16 protein-coding genes and 1 pseudogene are annotated in these 20,558 nt (G+C 37.5%); 11 read left to right on the top strand and 6 right to left on the bottom strand.

The genetic code is table 11. The annotated features are described in order from the left end of the window. The 11 genes and pseudogenes from QSH13_RS00005 to QSH13_RS00055 all read left to right on the top strand — a co-directional run. Positions 1-87: pseudogene (locus QSH13_RS00005) on the top strand (RNA-guided endonuclease InsQ/TnpB family protein); the annotation flags it as partial. A 317-nt stretch (positions 88-404) separates the two neighbouring features. Further along, positions 405-1,775: a sucrose-specific PTS transporter subunit IIBC gene (locus QSH13_RS00010; RefSeq protein ID WP_109397465.1), complete on the top strand. Its 1,371-nt coding sequence runs from the start codon at positions 405-407 to the stop codon at positions 1,773-1,775. After that, positions 1,776-3,173, top strand: coding sequence for a sucrose-6-phosphate hydrolase (locus QSH13_RS00015; RefSeq protein ID WP_109397464.1), 1,398 nt, complete (start codon positions 1,776-1,778; stop codon positions 3,171-3,173). A 72-nt stretch (positions 3,174-3,245) separates the two neighbouring features. Next, positions 3,246-4,256, top strand: a complete 1,011-nt coding sequence (locus QSH13_RS00020) for a LacI family DNA-binding transcriptional regulator (RefSeq protein ID WP_109397463.1) — start codon at positions 3,246-3,248, stop codon at positions 4,254-4,256. A 499-nt stretch (positions 4,257-4,755) separates the two neighbouring features. Further along, positions 4,756-6,000: a PfkB family carbohydrate kinase gene (locus QSH13_RS00025; protein WP_196544513.1), complete on the top strand. Its 1,245-nt coding sequence runs from the start codon at positions 4,756-4,758 to the stop codon at positions 5,998-6,000. Then, positions 6,000-6,944 carry a tripartite tricarboxylate transporter substrate binding protein gene (locus QSH13_RS00030; RefSeq protein WP_109397461.1) on the top strand — a complete coding sequence of 315 codons (945 nt, stop codon included), beginning with the start codon at positions 6,000-6,002 and terminating at the stop codon, positions 6,942-6,944. The genes QSH13_RS00025 and QSH13_RS00030 overlap by 1 nt, the downstream gene beginning before the upstream one ends. Positions 6,945-6,975: 31 nt before the next feature. Continuing rightward, entirely contained in the window at positions 6,976-7,413 is a 438-nt protein-coding gene (locus QSH13_RS00035) for a tripartite tricarboxylate transporter TctB family protein (RefSeq protein ID WP_072063949.1), read from the top strand. A 15-nt stretch (positions 7,414-7,428) separates the two neighbouring features. Continuing rightward, positions 7,429-8,919 carry a tripartite tricarboxylate transporter permease gene (locus QSH13_RS00040; RefSeq protein ID WP_109397460.1) on the top strand — a complete coding sequence of 497 codons (1,491 nt, stop codon included), beginning with the start codon at positions 7,429-7,431 and terminating at the stop codon, positions 8,917-8,919. A gap of 138 nt (positions 8,920-9,057) precedes the next feature. Further along, on the top strand, positions 9,058-10,053 hold the full coding sequence (locus QSH13_RS00045) for a dihydroxyacetone kinase subunit DhaK (RefSeq protein ID WP_286038651.1): 996 nt from the start codon (positions 9,058-9,060) through the stop codon (positions 10,051-10,053). A gap of 2 nt (positions 10,054-10,055) precedes the next feature. After that, positions 10,056-10,658, top strand: a complete 603-nt coding sequence (locus tag QSH13_RS00050; protein WP_286038652.1) for a dihydroxyacetone kinase subunit L — start codon at positions 10,056-10,058, stop codon at positions 10,656-10,658. 18 nt (positions 10,659-10,676) lie between these two features. Then, on the top strand, positions 10,677-11,588 hold the full coding sequence (locus tag QSH13_RS00055; protein ID WP_109397458.1) for a dihydrodipicolinate synthase family protein: 912 nt from the start codon (positions 10,677-10,679) through the stop codon (positions 11,586-11,588). 120 nt (positions 11,589-11,708) lie between these two features. Here QSH13_RS00055 and QSH13_RS00060 read toward each other — a convergent pair whose 3' ends face one another. The 6 genes from QSH13_RS00060 to glgX form a co-directional block, all read right to left on the bottom strand. Next, a complete protein-coding gene (locus QSH13_RS00060) occupies positions 11,709-12,677 on the bottom strand; it encodes a threo-3-hydroxy-L-aspartate ammonia-lyase (RefSeq protein ID WP_286038653.1) in 969 nt (322 codons plus the stop codon). Positions 12,678-12,680: 3 nt separating this feature from the next. After that, a complete protein-coding gene (locus QSH13_RS00065) occupies positions 12,681-13,070 on the bottom strand; it encodes a RidA family protein (protein ID WP_109406298.1) in 390 nt (129 codons plus the stop codon). Between the two features lie 126 nt (positions 13,071-13,196). Then, entirely contained in the window at positions 13,197-15,647 is a 2,451-nt protein-coding gene (gene glgP, locus QSH13_RS00070; protein WP_286038654.1) for a glycogen/starch/alpha-glucan family phosphorylase, read from the bottom strand. Positions 15,648-15,692: 45 nt separating this feature from the next. Continuing rightward, the gene (gene glgA / locus QSH13_RS00075; protein ID WP_286038655.1) at positions 15,693-17,126 is read right to left on the bottom strand and encodes a glycogen synthase GlgA; all 1,434 of its coding nucleotides are present in this window, start codon (positions 17,124-17,126) and stop codon (positions 15,693-15,695) included. Next, complete coding sequence (gene glgC / locus QSH13_RS00080; RefSeq protein ID WP_109397453.1) at positions 17,123-18,466, bottom strand: glucose-1-phosphate adenylyltransferase; 1,344 nt, start codon at positions 18,464-18,466, stop codon at positions 17,123-17,125. The genes glgA and glgC overlap by 4 nt, the downstream gene beginning before the upstream one ends. Positions 18,467-18,487: 21 nt before the next feature. Continuing rightward, a complete protein-coding gene (glgX, locus tag QSH13_RS00085) occupies positions 18,488-20,557 on the bottom strand; it encodes a glycogen debranching protein GlgX (RefSeq protein ID WP_286038656.1) in 2,070 nt (689 codons plus the stop codon). Between the last annotated feature and the right edge of the window lies 1 nt (position 20,558).

Genomic DNA, 20,558 nt, shown 5'->3' on the forward strand with positions numbered 1-20,558 from the left:
GGCATACTGGAATTACAAGCGGCGGGACTCGTCGTTTCTGCCCATGGAGGCCAGCGTAAATCCGTCACACAGACGGTTGCGGTCTAAGAAGTGGGAAGCCTCGCCCGACAGGGCGGGGAGCAGTCACAAGCTATAATTATCTAACAATCGATTAACCTGTTTAGCTAAACAAAAAATTAAAATTTGTTTAGCTTGTCGTTATTTTTAATTATTTTAAATAGTCAAAATGTGATTAATAAATGTGCTTTTTTGTAACTTAGATCACAATTAAATGCCCGTTAACTGAGTTTTCATTGCTATCTTGAATTGATTTTTATTTAATCTAATTATTAGCTAAACCGGTTTAGTTTTGTGATAAAACCAAATACTCGCGACATAAATAAAAAAGAATGACAGAGGCTATGATGAATATTGAAAAAGTTGCTCATCAGCTTGTACCTTTATTAGGTGGTGCTGAAAACATTGCAAGTGCAGCACATTGTGCTACGCGTCTAAGGCTTGTTCTTGTTGATGACTCAAAAGCAGACAAAGAAGCAATAAACAAATTAGAGGGGGTGAAAGGGTGTTTTAGTAATGCAGGGCAAATTCAGGTTATCTTTGGTACAGGGTTAGTCAATAAAGTACACGCCGCATTCATTGCTGCAGCAGGCATTGGTGAATCAAGCAAATCTGAAGCCGCCAATATTGCAGCTAAAAAACTCAATCCATTTCAACGAATAGCAAGACTGCTTTCTAATATTTTTGTGCCCATTATCCCAGCCATTGTAGCATCAGGTCTATTAATGGGATTATTGGGATTAATGAAAACCAACCAGTGGGTAAGTCCTGACAATGCACTCTATATCATGCTTGATATGTGTAGCTCTGCGGCATTTATTATTTTACCTATTTTAATTGGTTTTACTGCAGCGAAAGAGTTTGGTGGAAACCCTTATCTTGGTGCAACACTTGGTGGTATTTTAACCCATCCTGCCTTAACTAATGCATGGGGAGTTGCTGCTGGCTTTAATACCATGAATTTCTTTGGGTTAGAAGTTGCCATGATTGGTTATCAAGGTACTGTTTTCCCTGTATTGCTTGCTGTCTGGTTTATGAGTGTACTAGAAAAACAATTACGTAAAGTTGTTCCTAATGCTCTTGATTTAATTATCACGCCATTCCTAACTGTTATTATTTCCGGTTTTGTTGCGTTATTAGTTATTGGCCCAGTAGGTCGTCTTTTAGGTGATGGTATTTCATTAATACTAAGTACCTTGATCACTCAAGCCGGTTGGATAGCAGGGCTTATTTTTGGTGGGCTCTATTCAGTTATTGTTATCACTGGTATTCATCATAGTTTTCATGCAGTTGAAGCAGGTTTATTAGGCAATCCTAATATTGGGGTTAATTTCTTATTACCTATTTGGGCAATGGCGAATATTGCTCAAGGTGGCGCTTGTATAGCTGTTTGGTTTAAAACTACTGATGCAAAAATTAAAGCTATTACGATCCCTTCAGGTTTTTCCGCTATGTTAGGGATCACTGAAGCGGCAATTTTCGGAATTAATTTACGTTATGGAAAACCTTTCATTGCCGCATTAATTGGTGGTGCTGCTGGGGGGGCTTGGGTTGTGGGTTCCCATGTTTATATGACAGCCGTTGGGCTTACTGCTATTCCGGGGATTGCGATTGTACAAGCAGGTTCAATTATTAATTATGTTATTGGTTTAGCGATTGCATTCTTAACGGCTTTTGTTCTTTCTCTTTTATTAAAATATAAAGTGGAGTCGGCCTAAATGACAAAAAGTGAAGGGTTGTCTGCAATTTTACACGCTGTTATGCGTAATAGTGCTAACGCTACTAAAGATAAATATTATCCACATTGGCATTTAGCGCCAGTAACAGGATTATTAAATGATCCCAACGGGTTTTGCTTTGATGGAGAATATTATCATCTATTTTATCAGTGGAACCCTTTATCTTGTGAGCATAAAAATAAATGTTGGGGTCACTGGCGGTCAAGGGATCTTATTACTTGGCAACATCAACCCATTGCTTTATTACCTGATGAGTTTTATGACAAAGATGGTTGTTATTCTGGTAGTGCAGTGATCCATGAAGGACAATTAACGCTCTGTTATACCGGCAATGTAAAATTTCAAGATGGAGCTCGTACGGCTTGGCAATGTTTAGCCGTAGAAAATAAGCAGGGAGGGTTTGATAAGTTAGGGCCTGTTTTAGGGCTTCCAGAAGGTTACAGTGGCCATGTTCGTGATCCCAAAATCTGGCAATATAACGATATATGGTACATGGTGTTAGGTGCACAAACTTTAGATAAACAGGGTAAGGTTTTACTCTATCGTGCATCTCATTTATATCAATGGCAATTAGTCGGTGAGTTAGCCGGTAGTCATTTAGGGGGGTTAAATGATGCAGGTTATATGTGGGAATGCCCAGATCTCTTTGAGCTTGAAGGACACTTTATTTTATTAACTTGCCCTCAAGGAATAAAAAAAGAGCAACATCGATTTTTAAACCCGCATCCTAGTGCTTATTTAATAGGAAGCTTTGATTATTCAACTTTGCAATTCCAACATGGCGATTTAATTGAGCTCGATGCAGGGTTTGAATTTTATGCACCTCAAACGACATTAGCCAATGGCAGGCGTCTATTATTTGGTTGGATGGGAGTTCCTGATGGAGAGGAAATGTATCAACCGACCATTGCTAATGGTTGGATACATCAAATGACATGCCCTCGTGAATTGCACATAAAAGAAAATAAGCTTTATCAACAACCCATAAAAGAATTACAGCAACTCAGACAAAAGGCCATATATTGGCAAGGTTTGGCTGATGATGCGCCTGATATTCACGGATTTTTGTTTGAACTAGAAGTAGAGCTGTTCGGCTCCTTGGCTATTTATTTTTCTGATAATCTTGCTTTAATTATTGAAAATAGCCAAGCCGTGTTAAAACGTCGTAGTGTTAAAAACGGGGCGTGGCAATCACGTTTCTGGTCTGGTGATATAAAACATCTTCAAATATTATGTGACAACTCTAGTGTGGAAATTTTCTTTAATCACGGAGCAGGTGTAATGAGTAGCCGTTTTTTCCCGTCAGAAAAACAGACAATCTGTTTCTTGGGAAAAGACACAATAAACCTCACTGCTTGGCGATTAAAGAATGCATAAATTAGTTAAATATAATTATATAAACGATAAAATAGTTTACGTTCAGCGAATGTAACATTAAGTAGAATAACAGTGAAAAAACAAAAACGTATCACGATCACCGATATTGCAAAATTAGCAGGGGTTTCAAAAACAACGGCAAGTTTAGTATTAAATGGCCGAGGTAAAGAGATGCGTGTTTCTGATGATACTATTGCACGCATTATAACCATTGCTGAACAATATCAGTATCAACCTAATATTCATGCACGCTCTTTGCGTGATAATCGTAGTTATGCATTGGGATTAGTTATTCCTGATATTACTAACTATGGTTTCGCTTCTGTGGCTTATGAACTAGAAATATTATGTAGAGAAGCGGGTATTCAGTTACTCATTTCTTGTACTGATGAGAATGCCGCTCAAGAAACACTGGTAATAGAACATCTATTATCACGACAAATAGATGGTTTGATTGTTGCCTCGTGTTTACAAAGTGATATTGAATATCAACGTTTGAGTCAACAAATTCCGGTTGTATTATTTGACCGTTATTTTGAAGGAACAACACTACCTTTTGTTGTTACAGATTCAATAACCACGACGCAACAACTTATTTCAGAGATTGCTTCTACAAAAGGTATTGATGAGTTCTACTTTTTAGGTGGACAATCAACACTTTCACCAACCACCGATCGTCTTTTAGGTTTCACGCAAGGGCTTTCACAAGCGAATATTAATCTGAAATCTGAGTGGATCATTCATGGACATTATCACCCAAGTTCAGGCTATGAAATGTTCGGCTCTTTATGTGCGTCCTTAGGTCATCCGCCAAAATTTGTTTTTACTTCAGCTTGTGGTTTATTAGACGGTGTATTGCGTTATCTAAGCCAAAATAAACATATGCAAAATGAAGTCTATTTGGCAGGTTTTGATGATCACTATCTTTATAATTCATTATCAATACCAATAGATACTATTGCTCAAAATAATCCTGAATTAGCCTCACACTGCTTCCGGTTAATTATGGGATTAATTAACCAGACAAATTTAGGAAATCATCAAATTTTTGTTCCAGCAAAAATTCATCAGCGTCATGAGTAAGATTAAGTAATTTTATGCAATCTCATTTATCTTTACTGACTGATAATCATTATCCATAAGATTAATGAATTAGAAGTGAATATAGATAAATGGGAAAAATTAAAAATAATAATGAAGATAGGCAAGTAATGCGTGCTTTTAACCTTCGTGCTTTGCATATTTGGCCTTTACGCCTTGCAAAACTAGATACCAAGGTAATTTTATTTAACATTATATTCACAATAAAAAACTATCATTTTTGTAATAATTTAAATCATTATTTTATCAGCCGCCTTTGAACGGCTGATTCTACCTCTCTTTTCTTAATTACCATTCTTTATTCGACTCGTTTCACCTCTCATTTTTAACGTATGACAATTGATGTTGTGTTAAAAAAATGTGATCTAAATTGCTTCGATTTGGTTTTGCTTTTGCTTTTGGTTTTTTGTTTTGAATGCCATCGCAGAATTACGAACCTAATCTCCTTATTCTCGTTATCAATGATACGGAGGCACTTTGTATGTTTTCAGAAGAACGGCGACAGGAAATTTACACCATCATCAGGGAACAAAAGAAAGTTAAAGTGGCTCAGCTTGCGGAAAAATTCAATGTCACATTGGAAACTATTCGCAGTGATTTGAAATACCTTGAAGGAGAGGGGTTGATCAAACGTTGTCATGGTGGCGCCATACTAGGGAAACAAGAAATTAAAAAAATAAGTAAATTTAGTGATAGCTTTGATATTTCATGTTTATTGCACGATTTATTAATCGTAAGAGAACGTAAAGATAGAAAGCCAGAAGGCAAAGTCTGCGTACTTGGGTCATTTGTGGTAGATATTATTGCCAATGTCGATTCTTTTCCAAAAGTCGGTGAGCTAATTAACTCTAAAAGTAATTCGATAGGTCCCGGTGGTAAAGGAACAAATCAGGCAATGGCTGCCAGTTTTTCGGATGCGAAAGTGCATTTAATAACGAAGGTCGGTGAAGATCATTTTAGTAAATATGCTTATAAATATTTACAAGAAAGTGGCATTGATTCTTTCACTATTTTTCAAACAGAAATAGAGCCAACAGGCAGTTCAATTAGCTATTTAGCGGATGAAACACAAAACAATATTACAGCGACTTACTTAGGGGCAAACAACACATTTTCAGATCAAGAGATTGATATTTCTTTACCTTATGTAAGTGAAGCGGATGTGTTATTGCTCCAAGGTGAAATAAATATAGAAGCTAATATTAAAGCCGCACTGTTTGCAAAATCAGTTAATAAAACAGTTGTGCTAAATGTTGCGCCTTATAATGAAAATCTAAAGCAGCTTTATTCAAATATTGATTTTATTACCTTAAATGCGAATCAAGCATCACATTGGGCTGATATTGAAATAAACAACATTAATGACGCTAAACAGGCTATTAACGTTATTTCAGGTGATGAAAACAAGAAAGTCATTATCTATATGGATGAGCTTGGCGTGGTCTATTTTGATGGACGAGCCACTTTTCATATACCGCCTATGCCATCGTTACGAGTGGATACGATGGCAGCCACGGATGCTTTTAATGGCGCATTTGCTTCAAAAATAGCGGCAGGAGGCACAATGCATGAGAGTATATTATTTGCCAGTGCTTTCCTTTCTGCATTTATAGAACAAAAAGGCGTAACAGCAATGCCTGTACTTTCTCAAGTTCAGGCTCGCCTTAAATCAAGGCTCGAAGATATTCGACCACAAATAATCTGCAATGAGAAAAGGTGCATATAATGAAAAAAACACTTCTGGCATTTACCCTATGCAGTTCCATTTTTACACTTCCGGTTTTCGCTCAATACCCTGAAAAGCCAATTACCATTGTTGTTCCTTGGGCTGCTGGCGGTAATACTGATACAGTTGCACGCCTAGCAGCTAAAGGGCTACAAGAAGAATTAGGCGTGACCGTTAATGTGGTAAATAAAACAGGCGGTAGTGGTGTCGTTGGTCATGATGCTATTAAAAATGCAAAACCCGATGGCTACACACTGGGTATTGCAACGGTTGAAATTGCCATGATGCATCATCAAGGAATGACAAATTTAACTTATCAAGATTACACACCAATTACACGTCTTGCTGTTATTTATGGTGGATTACAAGTTGGAAAGTCTTCACCATTTAAAAATGCACAGGAAATTATTGATTACGCGAAAGCAAATCCGGGTAAATTAAAAGCTTCCGGTAGTGGTTTAAACTCAATCTGGCATCTCAATACTATTGGGATGTTGCGTGCTGCGGGATTGCCTGATAACGCCATTCGCTTTATTCCTTCTCAAGGTGCAAGTGCTGCATTACAAGAGCTTGCTTCTGGCGGGGTTGATATTGTGACCTCTTCATTAGGAGAGGCAGACAGTATGGTAAAAGCGGGATTAGTGAAGCATATGGCAATTATGTCCAATGAGAAATCGGCTTTTTACCCAGATGTCCCATTATTTAAAGAAGCCACACCTTATAACTGGGATTTACAAGCGTGGAATATGTTAGTTGCGCCAAAAGGGTTAGATAAAGAAGTACAAGACAAACTTACGTCTGCAATGAAAAAAGTGTATGCCTCTGGCGAATTAGCTGAGTTTGCAAATAAACAAGGGTTTGAAGTTATCGAACTATATGGCGATGATGCCACTCAATTTATGGCCAATGAAGATAAAAAGTTTGGTGAAATTATAAAGAAATAACTGAGGAAACGGCTGAACAGCAGCCGTTTTTATGCCTATGCTAAATCGTCATATTCTATCGCTAATATTTTGTTGCTTTGGTTTATTTCTTATTGTTTATAGTGCGTATTCATTAGGTGATTTTAGTGAATATGGTGCCGCATTTATGCCTTCTATTATTGGCGGTGGCATAATTATATTTTCACTAATAGATATATTTTCACGCCATCAAGAAAGTGATATTCCATTAGTTTCATGGCATGAAATAAAATTTGTTTTATTAATCATTGGCATTATTCTTTTTTATGTTTTTGCATCAAATTATCTAGGTTTTATTTTAACGGGCTTAATTATTACAGCACCATTAATGATGAAATATGCAACAACAAAACCTATATACAGTTTTATTATTTCAGCCAGTGTGGTGTTAGGTGTGTATTACTTATTTACCGCTGTACTGTTAGTACCGCTACCTCAGCTATTTTCATAAATAGAGAACAACAGTATGGATATATTAATTAGCGCACTTGCTTATATTGATTACACAACAATACTTGTCGTGATTGGCGCTTGTTTATTTGGCTTATTTGTTGGTGCAATTCCTGGATTAACATCAACAATGGCTATCGCATTAATGGTGCCATTTACTTTTTTTCTTGAACCCATTCCAGCTTTAGCTTTAATGATTTCTGTCGGAGCGTCCTCTATCTTTGCGGGTGATATTCCCGGCGCTTTATTAAATATTCCGGGTACACCTGCATCGGCAGCTTATACCAATGATGCACATACCTTAGTCAAAGAGGGGAAAACAAATCGTGTATTAGGTATGTCGCTAACAAGCTCTGTGATTGGTGGTGTTATAGGTACGATTATATTAGCGTCAACAGCACCAATTTTAGCTGAGTTTGCTTTAAAATTTAGTTCTTATGAATATATGTGGTTATCTTTAATTGGGCTTAGCTGTGCAACAATTGTTTCAGGTTCACATATTCGAAAAAGCTTATTAGCACTATTCTTTGGTATTGCATTAGCCACCATTGGTTATGATGAATTTACAGGGCAAGCTCGCTTTACTTTCGGTGAAGTCTCTTTAATGCAAGGAGTCAGTTTTATTCCAGCAATGATAGGGTTGTTTGCAATTTCTGGTGCAATTAAATATTACGTTGAGCGTTGGAAAAAAAAGCAAATTACGTTAAGTGAAGTGAATGCTGAAAATAATTCTTACAACATTTTTAAAGGGGTTGGTGGTGTTGTTCGACAGCGTAAAAGTGGTATTTTCCGTAGCGGAATAATTGGAACATTAATTGGTGCTTTACCCGGTGCGGGAGCCGATATCGCAGCATGGATCTCTTATGCTGTTTCAAAGAAACTCTCTAAAAAACCAGAAAAATATGGTCATGGTTCTGAGGAAGGTATTGTTGATGCTTCAGCGAGTAATAATGCAAGTTTAGCCGGAAGTTGGATCCCATCTTTAGTATTTGGTATTCCAGGCGATTCAGCGGCTGCAATTATTATCGGTGTATTATATATGAAAGATATGCAACCAGGACCAACACTGTTTTTATTTAATCCTGATAAATTATATGCGGTCTTTATTATTTTCTTTATCGCTAATCTGGTTTTATTACCAATCGCTTTTATTGTTGTCAATTTATTGAAGAAGATTGTTGCTATTGATAATGCAATTATTTATCCAGCAATTATTTTATTTAGTATTGTAGGCTCTTATGCAATTACAAATACGATGTCTTCTATTATTGTTATGTTAGTAATGGGAGTTATCGGCTATTTCCTTCAAGAACGTAAATTCCCAATATCACCTATTATTTTGGGGATGATCTTAGGACCAATGTTAGAAAAAAACTTACTCTCATCATTAATGAAAGCTGATGGTGACTTAATTAACTTTGTTAATAGACCGATTTCGATGGTATTAGCTAGTGTGTTTTTATTTATTGTGGCTATGCAAATTAGAGGTGTTTTTAAAGCTAAATAAAAAAACCTATTTAATATTATTTATTAATAAGCATTTATTTATAGATACTTTTAAGTATCAGGGAAAACTCGTCTTAAATAAAATGAATTTATTTAAGGTGTCGAAATCAGCAGATAAATAAAAATATCGGGTGATCACATGAAAAAAATATTAAATAAGCCAGAAAATTATGTCGATGAAACATTAGCAGGTTTATGCCTTGCTCATGGTGATATTTATCGTCAACCACAGCCAAGATTGATTACTCGTTCGAAAAAAGCAAACAAACCCAAAGTGGGTATTGTAACGGGAGGCGGTTCGGGTCACTTACCGGTATTTACAGGATATGTCGGTGAGGGCTTATTAGATGCAGCAGCTGTAGGCGATGTTTTTGCTTCACCTTCAGCAGATTTAATGGCAGATGCCATTCGTGAAGCAAACAGTGGCTTAGGTGTATTGCTACTTTATGGTAATTACGGTGGCGATATCATGAATTTTGATATGGCGACCGAAACTGTTGATTTTGAAGATGAGATTCGTTGTACAACCGTTTTAGCCACTGACGATGTGGCTTCAGCAAAATCAGAGGAAGCGCACAAACGCCGTGGTGTTGCCGGGATGATTTATGGTTTCAAAATGGCGGGTGCCAAAGCCGAAGAAGGGGCAACGCTGGATGAAGTCACGCGTATCGCTCAAAAAACTATGAAAAATACCCGAACTATTGGTTGTGCGTTGACATCTTGCACCTTACCCGCAGTAGGGCATCCTACTTTTGAAATTGGTGCAGATGAAATGGAAATGGGGATGGGTATTCACGGTGAGCCAGGAATTTGGCGTGATAAATTACGTAGCGCAGATGATATTGCACAAGAGATGTTTGAGCGCTTACAAACAGAATTATCATTGAAAACGGGTGATAAAGTCTCTGTATTAGTTAACTCTTTAGGCGCAACACCATTAGAAGAACTTTATATTTTGTACAACAAAATTGTACAGCTGATTGATAAAACGGGTGCAATAATTGTGCATCCATTAGTTGGCCGTTATGCCACTTCTATGGAAATGACAGGAGCAAGCTTAACGTTATGTAAATTGGATGATGAGCTAGAAGCCTTGATGAATGCACCGGCTCATTGTGCATTCTGGAGGGTATAACGATGAATATTACGCTTGAAATGCTCAAACAAGCGGTAAACCGTATCGCTATCGCTTGCGAACAATTTCAACCTATGTTGTGTGAAGCAGATAGTCGCCTAGGTGATGGAGATTTAGGGATCACCATGCAAAAAGGCTGGCGACAAATTGCAGACGATTCACAAGATTGGCCTGATGATCTCAGCAAAGCGCTTTTTCAATGCAGTAAATCATTACAAAAAGCTTGTGCATCTTCTTTTGGCACATTACAAGCAACCGCTTTTATGGCAATGGCAAAATACTGTAAAGAAAATCAACTTCAAGAAATATCATCTTCCGACATTTCACCGCTATTAACTGTTGCATACCAAAGCATGATGGAGAGGGGAAAAGGGGAATTAGGACAAAAATCCGTACTCGATATTCTTTACCATTTATCTGAAGCACTAAAACCATTAGCTATCGATGATCTAAAAATAGCTGCCTTACAAAGCATCGAAAGTACGCTTAATGAATTTCGCCAAAAACCTAATTTATTAGGTCGAGCTCGTATGTTCCCAGAAAAATCTATTGGTTTAGATGATCCGGGTATGTTGGCAATTAAAGTTATTGTAGAAGCAATCTGATTTAATAAAGGTCTTTATATGAAAAAATTATTTGGCGTTACAGTGGCAATGGTTACTCCGTTTGATTCAAAGGATCAAGTCGATATTAAAGCATTATCTGCATTAACTGAAATGCTAGTAACCAAAGGCGTTGATTGCCTTTATCCTTGTGGTACAACGGGTGAAATGTTACGTTTATCTGCGCTAGAACGTAAAAATGTTGCGAAAACCGTTGTTGAAACAGCGAATAGGCGTTTACCTGTTTTTATTCATGTTGGTGCAATGACATTAAATGAAACCATTGAATTAGCCAAACATGCAGTTGACATTGGTGCCGATGGTATTGGTGTGGTGACACCACAATTCTTTGGTGCGACAGAGCGAGAATTAGAAAACTATTTTGTGACAGTGGCAAATAGCGTGCCAGATAATTTCCCTGTTTATCTGTATAATATTCCACAATGTGCCGCAAATAATATAAAGCCTGAATTAGTGGCAAAAGTACAACAGCAGTGTAAAAATGTGATTGGTATTAAATACAGTTTTGCTGATAACAATACAACATTAAGTTATCTTGCGGTTGCGGAGGGTTTTTCAGTTCTTCATGGCTACGATAAATTATTCCTAGGCTTATTAGATGCAGGCTGTGACGGTACAGTTTCAGGTTGTGCTTGTGTATTCCCTGAGCCATTTGTGAATATGTATAAAGCCTATATCACAGGTAATTACCGAGAAGCAAAACAGTGGCAACAATTTTGTGTGAAATTTAGTGATGCGCTTAAGTCTGGCGCGAATATGGCAATATTTAAATCGGCATTAACCATGCGTGGTTTAGACGGCGGTCATATGCGTTTGCCACAACTCGATTTATTGCCTGAAGAAAACCAACAATTAAAAGAAAATCTGACACAATTATGTAAAGAAGCAGGGATTACTTTTTTACTTAACTAAAAAGTCGTTAAACAAATGTCCCCGTTATTTTAGTTGATTGGTTGTATGTTGGTTTTTTTAAGCAGTATAGATTTTTCTATACTGCTTTTTTTCATCTTATACATGATAAGATGTCATGATTCATTGCGCTAAAAAGCGACCATATTGCGCGATATCGACATTACCACCACTAATAATAATACCTATTTTCTTACCTTTTAATTTATCACCAAATTGACAAGCTGCCGCTAAACTTAAACAACCCGTTGGCTCTACAATCATTTTCATCCGCTGGGCGTAAAACTGCATAGCTGAAATTAATTCTTCATCTGTTGCAGTTAAAATATCGCTCACATAGTGACGAATAATTTCAAAAGTATAATTACCTAGATGCTGAGTTTGCGCGCCGTCTGCAATTGTTTTCGGTGTATCAATATGAATGATTTCGCCTTTACGTAATGATTGCTGTCCGTCATTTCCAGCGATAGGTTCAACGCCAAATATCTTACAATTTGGTGAAAGGGCATTGGTAGATAACAAAGAGCCTGATAGTAAGCCGCCACCACCTAATGGAACAAATAGCATATCTAATTCACCAACTTCATCGAACAGTTCTTTTGCAGCAGTACCTTGCCCAGCAATAATATGAGGGTGATCGTAAGGCGGAATTAAGGTAAGCCCTTCTTTTTGTGCCATTTGTTGTCCAATATCTTCACGATTTTCTGTATAACGGTTATAGGTGATCACCCGACCACCATAACCTTTTGTTGCTGCCATTTTTGCCTTCGGCGCATCTTCAGGCATGATAATTGTTGCGGGGATCCCTAATAGCTTTGCCGATAACGCAATAGCTTGTGCATGATTACCTGATGAAAAGGTCACAACACCATTTTTACGTTGTTCTGCGGTAAATTGAGATAACGCATTCATTGCACCACGAAATTTAAATGCGCCCATTCTCTGGAAGTTTTCACACTTAAAATAAAACTGCGCCCCTGTTAGCGCATTAATGGTGCGAGAGGTTAGAACAGGTGTTTTATTAAGGTATGGCAGAATACGCTGATGAGCTTCAGCAACATCTTTATAAGTAGGAGTAGGTAACTTATTCATAGATTATTCCTTGATAACAACGGCTTCAATTTCAATTTTACTTCCAAAATGAAGCTCTTTTACCCCTGCGACTAATCTTGCTGGTCTGTGTTCATCAATCCATTTTGCGTATAGTTCATTAACGATAGGCCACTCGTTAATATCTGTCACATAGACTTTAACTTGAGCAATATCGGTTTTCTTTGCATTAATTCCGAGAAGACAAGCATTTAAGTTTTCAAGCACTTGTGTAATTTGGACTTCAATGGGTTTGTCTGTTAATGGGATTCCTTGGTTATCTAAGGGTAATAATCCAGAAATAAACGACATATTATTTGCAGTAACAACATGGGAGTAATGCCCACCTGGGGATGAGAGGGCATCAATATTTTGTAGTGTAAGATGTGAGGTCATTTTATTATCCTATTTCACTTAAGTTAGACGTTATGTATACCTTTGTTATACACAATGTCTAACTTTAGATCAATAGTTTATTTTTTACAAAAAGTTAAGGTAAGAGCAGGATATTTAGTTTAGTTTTTACAATGTAATCGCAGAAGCTTTCCAAATTCGCTGCATATATTCAGTTACCGCACGATCTGCAGAAAAATAGCCCATTTGGCAGATGTTTAACGCTGATTTTTTCAACCAAGCCTCTTCATCTTGATAGAGAACATCAACACTATCTTGAGTATCAACATAGCTACGATAATCGGCTAATACCTGATAATGATCGCCAAATTCAATTAAGCTATCGAAAATTGATTTGTATTTATCAGGGTAAGTTGGATTAAAGAAACCATTAGCAATTTGATTGAGCGCAGTATGTAACTCAATGTCTTCATCATAATAGCGACGAGGGGAATAACGCTGTCTTAATTCTGCCACTTCTTGTGCATTGTGACCAAAGATAAACATATTATCAAAACCAACATGTTCACCAATTTCAATATTAGCACCATCAAGTGTACCGATGGTTAATGCACCATTTAGGGCAAGCTTCATATTTCCTGTACCAGAAGCTTCTGTTCCCGCTAATGAAATTTGCTCAGATAAATCTGCCGCTGGGATAATATGTTGCGCTAAACTTACGCCGTAATTAGGTATAAAGATCACTTTTAGTTTATTTTTAATACGCTCGTCATTATTAATCTTGCTTGCAATATCGTTGATAAGATTGATGATTTTCTTTGCATTATAATAAGCTGACGCAGCTTTACCGCCAAAAATAAATACGCGAGGTACCCAGTTTTTCTCTGGATTTTCTAAAATACGATTATAGCGAGTGATAATGCCTAATACATTGAGAAGTTGACGTTTATATTCATGAATACGTTTGATTTGCACATCAAACAGTGCATCAGGATTAATATCAATATTTAACTCTTCCTTAATGAGCTGAGCAAAATTTTGTTTATTGATACTTTTTGAATCTTTTAATTGGTGTAAGAAATTTTTATCTTTTATCAATGGCATTAATTCACCCAACTGCTCTAAATTTGTTCGCCAATTTGTACCAATATGGCTATCAATTGTTCTAGAGAGAGAAGGGTTTGCTAACGCTAACCAACGACGTGGTGTGATCCCATTAGTAATATTGCAAAATTTCTTAGGATAGATCGTCGCAAAATCAGCAAATAAAGATTGCACCATTAATTGGCTATGAAGTTCAGAAACACCATTAACTTGATGACTGATAATAACCGCTAACCATGCCATACGAACATTACGGCCATTCTCTTCATCAATAATCGAAACGCGACGTAATAAATCGTTATCATTAGGGAATTGTGTTCTAACTTGTTTCAGAAATTTATCATTGATTTGGAAAATAATTTGTAAATGGCGAGGAAGCGAACGACCTAGCATATCAACCGGCCAAGTCTCTAATGCTTCACCCATTAATGTATGGTTTGTGTATGAAAATATCTGAATAGTTTGTTCCCATGCCTCATCCCAGCTAAATTCATGATTATCTATCAATTGACGCATTAACTCAGGAATAGCAAGCACAGGGTGAGTATCATTAAGATGTATGGCAATAAAATCTTTTAGATTATCAAAGCGTTGATGCAAGTGGTAATGACGTTGCAAAATATCTTGAACAGAAGCACTCACTAAGAAGTATTCTTGCTGTAAACGCAACATTTTACCTGATGCGGTCGAATCGTCCGGGTAGAGAATACGAGAGATATTTTCAGAGCGATCTTTTGCTTCTGTTGCTTCTAGATATTCACCTTTATTAAATTTACCTAAGTTAAACGCAACGTTTGATTTTGCTGACCATAAACGAATGGTATCTGTTGCTTGTGTGTTATAACCCGGAACAATAGAGTCGTAAGGTTGTGCCATAACATTAAAAGTATCAACCCAATAACTTTTCTCACCTTCTTGCTGTAAACGTCCGCCAAAATCCACTTCAAATTGCAGATCATGACGAGGAAATTCCCAAGGATTACCTTTTTCAAGCCAGTTATCCGCAACTTCATATTGTTCGCCATCTTTAATTTGCTGACGAAACATACCGTATTCATAACGAATACCATAACCTGTAACGGGGTAACCTAGTGTGGCGCAAGAATCAAGGAAGCAAGCGGCCAAACGGCCTAAGCCACCATTACCTAAACCAGGATCAGGTTCAAGTTCAATCTGTTTTTCAAGATCAAGCCCTAACTCTTGTAGCGCCGCTTTGACTTCGTGATAAACACCTAAAGAGAGCATGGCGTTTGTTAAAAAACGCCCCATAAGAAACTCCATCGAAATGTAATAAACCTGTTTTACTTTCGGCGAAAGCTCTGCTTTGGTTGATATTAACCAGCGTTCAACTAAACGGTCTCTAATAGCATAGGATGTGGCATTTAACCAATCTGTTGGTGTTGCATATTTGGGCGATGTTCCAACGATAAACATTAGCTTGTAAACAATAGAACGCTTTAATGATTCAATATCCTTATTGGGTGATAGATAATCAAATTCACATAAATTTTTCATTATAAATCTCTTTTCGTGATCCACTGGTTCAAATAGACTTCATATCTATAGATGTTGATACAGTGTCGCATACGTTTTTGCAGCGGTTTCCCAACTAAAAATAGTCTGACTCATGCCATCCATTTGAGTTTGTTGCCACTGTTTAGGCATATTCCATAAGGTAAAGGCTCGATTTATAGCCTGACGCAGAGAGTCCGATGTTGCTTCATAGAAAACAAACCCCGTAGCTTGGTGATGCGCTAAATTTTCTAATGAACAATCATTAACCGTATCGGCTAGCCCACCGGTGTGTCTCACTAAAGGTAGAGCGCCATATTTCAAGCCATATAACTGAGTTAATCCACAAGGTTCAAAACGACTAGGCACCATAATTACATCAGCGCCAGCGACAATTTGATGTGAAAAACTTTCATCATAGCCAATATGAACCGCTACATTTTTCGGGTATTGCTGTTGTGCGTGTAAAAATGCTGCTTCAAGGTGACTATCACCAGTACCTAATAAAACAAATTGACCACGTTGTTCAACGATATCTGGTAGTGTTTCAATCACTAAATCGAGCCCTTTTTGCGAAGTTAAACGACTTACGGCCGCAAAAAGAGGGGCATTATTGTTGACAGGTAAACCGCATTTTTTCTGTAATACAGTTTTGTTATCTAAACGCATATTCAGGTTTTGAACATCATAACGACGCGTAATTAATCTATCTATTGAGGGATCCCAAACCGCCTCATCAATACCATTTAAAATGCCACTTAATCGCTGCTCATCAGCACGTTGACGCAATAATCCCTCTAAGCCGTAACCAAACTCATGAGTGGTTATCTCTTTGGCATAAGTTGGGCTGACGCTCGTAATGTGGTTAGCATAAAAGAGGCCTGCTTTTAAGAATGAAATTTGTCCGTAATATTCCAGTCCATTAATTGAAAAACAGTCATCAGGTAATTCAAGTTGATGCAGATGATAAGGTGAAAACTCACCTTTATAAGCCAGATTATGAACAGTAAAAACAGATTTTGCAGAGTAATGTTTTATTGCTAGATAAGCACAAGCTAGTCCTGCATGCCAATCATGGGCGTGAACAATATCTGCTCGCCACAAGGGATCTAACCCCGCAGAAAGTTCACTTGCTACCCAACCTAATAAGGCAAAACGAAAAACATTATCACCATAAGCATGTTGATATTGATCGTGATAAGGGCTACCTGTACGTTGATAAAGATGAGGAGCATCAATAAGATAAATATCAACCCCTCGGTATTGTCCGTAAAGCAGAGGAATATTACCTGCAAATGTATCGATATTAGTTACTAATTTGAGATCGGGAATATTATCTTTGATAGCAGGAAATGCGGGAATAACAACCCGCGCATCTAAACCAATCTTTTTCTGGGCTAAAGGCAAAGAGCCCATAACATCAGCTAATCCGCCCGTTTTTAGTAGAGGAAATAATTCAGAACAACAGTGAAGAACATTCACGAAAATGCCTCCTCATGTTGCGTTTTTTGTTCTGCTTTCGTTTTAGTTGAATTTTCTTTACGGGCTAATTGCTCAAGCATTTCTCTTGTTACAAGTACGATACCTTCTTCAGTACGGTGGAAACGTGCGGTATCTTCTTCTGCATTCATCCCAATAACTGTCCCTTCGGGAATTGTACAACTACGTTCAATAATGCAACGTTTTAAATAGCAATGATGACTCACTGTCACATCAGGTAAAATCACAGAATTTTCAATATGGCAGAAAGACTCAACGCGAACTAATGGAAATAGAACAGATGAATAGAGCGTTGAACCATTGATAATACAACCGTCAGCAATCAGTGAATTCATCATTTTTCCGTGTTCGCCATGGTTATCTTGAACAAACTTAGCTGGTGGCAAAGGGGTCATAAAGGTGCGGATTGGCCAATCTTTCGCATACATATCAAGCTCAGGAGTGACAGAGGCCAAATCGAGGTTAGCAGACCAATATGCTTCGATGGTTCCTACATCGCGCCAGTAGGGAGGGACGGAGGGATCTGAACTGACACAAGAGAGTTCAAAAGGGTGAGCAAGAACATCACCACGTTCTGTGATTTTAGGAATAATATCTTGGCCAAAGTCATGATGTGAATTTGGATCACGGCTATCTTCTTCCAATAAATCAAAAAGGTAATCTCTATCAACCACATAAATCCCCATACTTGCTAGTGAGTGTTCTGGATCATTAGGAATACAAGGCGGGTTTGATGGTTTTTCTAAGAAATTAAGTACTCTACGATTTTCATCGATATCCATAATACCAAATTGGAATGCATTTTCTTTAGGAACACGAATACACGCTACGGTGAATTTTGATTTGTTTTCAACATGATCAAGCAATAAACGTGCATAGTTCATTTTATAAATATGGTCGCCAGCTAAAATCACAACATATTTTGCTTGGTAGCTACGAAGAATATCGAGATTTTGATAGATAGCATCAGCTGTACCCATATACCAATGTTCAGTATTACGACGTTGCTGAGCAGGTAATAAATCAACAAACTCATTCATATCTTCATTAAAGAATGACCAACCACGCTGAATATGTTGAACTAGTGAATGCGACTGATATTGTGTGATTACACCAATACGACGGATCCCAGAGTTAAGACAATTTGATAATGTAAAGTCGATAATTCGAAATTTCCCACCAAAGAAAACCGCCGGTTTTGCACGTTTTGAAGTCAATGCTTTTAAACGTGTACCACGACCTCCCGCTAAAACGAGTGCAATTGCCTCTTTAGGAAGTTGTTGTGCCAACATTAATTTTTGGCCTTGTTCTGTCGTCATCATAGTTATAGCACTCCAATCAAATCACTTAATCTGGGAGGAAATAATGGGTAATGTTTCAGTAGAAGATTGAGTATAAAAAGCACGCTTTCGCCAAAGGGTGATACTGTTAGGTTGTACTTCACAATGCTCAAATTGAGTCGGGTGACAATCAGGCCAGCTAGTTGTATCAAGCAAGCAAGACCAAGCCCCTTCAGGTAAAGAAAAAATTACGCTGTTTCTTAATGGGTTAAACATTAAGATCCACTGTTGAGCTAAAAGAAGTTGTAATGGTGAAGGGGGAAGTTGTTGCCAATCTTCATGACTCATAGGTTGAGCATTCTGACTTAACCAAATAATATTTTGGCTATCTTCCTCCCACCATTTAAGTGAACTTAATGGTGTAATTTGGTGACGTAATTCAATGAGGCGGTGAATATAATCAGTTAAGTTGTAAGGCTGTTGAAACCATTTGATCCAACTGACTTTATTATCCTGACAATAAGCATTGTTATTACCATATTGTGTATTACCCACTTCATCACCAGCGAGTAAATGAGGGGTTCCTCTAGAAAGCAGTAAAGTTGCCAGCATATTCTTTATTGCAAGCAATCTGTGTTGATTTATATTTTCGTTAACTATCAAACCTTCTTCACCAAAATTCACACTATAATTGGTGTTATGTCCATCTAGGTTTGATTCGCCATTCTCCTCGTTATGTTTGTTCTGATAACTTACTAAATCTCTTAGTGTAAAGCCGTCGTGGCTCGTTATCATATTGACGCTAGAGTAGGGAGGTCTGCCATTTTGGTGATACAGTTTTGCAGAGCCCGTAATATTGTCTGCAAATGTCGCGATAGAGACATCACGCCACAACCAAAAACGGCGAATAACATCGCGATAGCCATCATTCCATTCTGTAAATGGAACAGGAAAATTACCGACTTGATAACCATCAGAGCCTAAATCCCAAGGCTCGGCGATAAGTTTAATACGAGATAATAGCGGATCTTGTCGTATCGCTGTCAGTAGTGGTGATTGAGGATCAAAATAAGGGACTCGACCAAGACTTGTCGCTAAATCAAAACGAAAACCATCAATATGAAATTCTGTCACCCAATAACGCAGACAATCCATCACCCACTGCACCGTTTCAGGGCGACTTAAATTGAGTGTATTACCACAACCCGTCCAGTTTTGAGCTTTGTTTTCGTCGTTTAGCCAATAATAGCTTTGGTTATCAATACCACGTTGCGAAACAATATAACCTTCGAATTGATCACTTAATTCCGCAGTATGGTTAAATACTACATCTAAAATCACCTCAATATTGGCTCTATGTAAGCATCTTATGGCTTCTCTAAATTCATCAATAATATTCCGACCCGAATTAGAATAATATTGAGTCGATAAAGCGAAAGGCGCTAATACGTTATAACCCCAATAGTTTTTTAAACCAATTTTATGAAGATGTGGCTCTGTTAAATGATATTGAACAGGCAGTAATTCTAATGCCGTAATACCTAGTTTTTTCAGATGTGAAATAAAAGCAGGATGCCCTAATGCTGCATAAGTACCCTGTAGTTTTTCTGGTATTTCAGGATGAAGTTTTGTCAGTCCTTTTACATGTCCTTCGTAAATAATAGTTTCTGACCATGGCGTATTTAAAGGCTGATAAGTGTCTTTTTCTTTATAAGAATGACAAAAACAACGGCTATCATCAGTGATCACCGCTTTAGGCGTAATCGCACTATCATCATGCTCTAATAGATTAAAAACAGGAGAAATGTAAGGTAATGTATTATCAATAATACCTGTCACCTGTTTTGCATAAGGATCTAATAATAGTTGCTGAGATTGATAGAACAATCCGTACTCTGGGTTCCATTCACCTTCTACACGATAACCATAATGTAAACCAGGCCCTGCACCAGGCAAATATCCATGCCAAATTGCACCTGTTTTACCCGGTAATGGGTAACGGATCTCTTTGCCTGCTTTATCAAACAAACACAGAATGACTTTAGTGGCATTTTCACTAAAGAGGGTAAAATTTACTCCATAGCCATCATAATGACTGCCCATAGGAAAAGGACGTCCATAATCTAAAGACATA

The organism is Proteus faecis, assembly GCF_030286765.1.
Lineage (GTDB): Bacteria > Pseudomonadota > Gammaproteobacteria > Enterobacterales > Enterobacteriaceae > Proteus > Proteus faecis.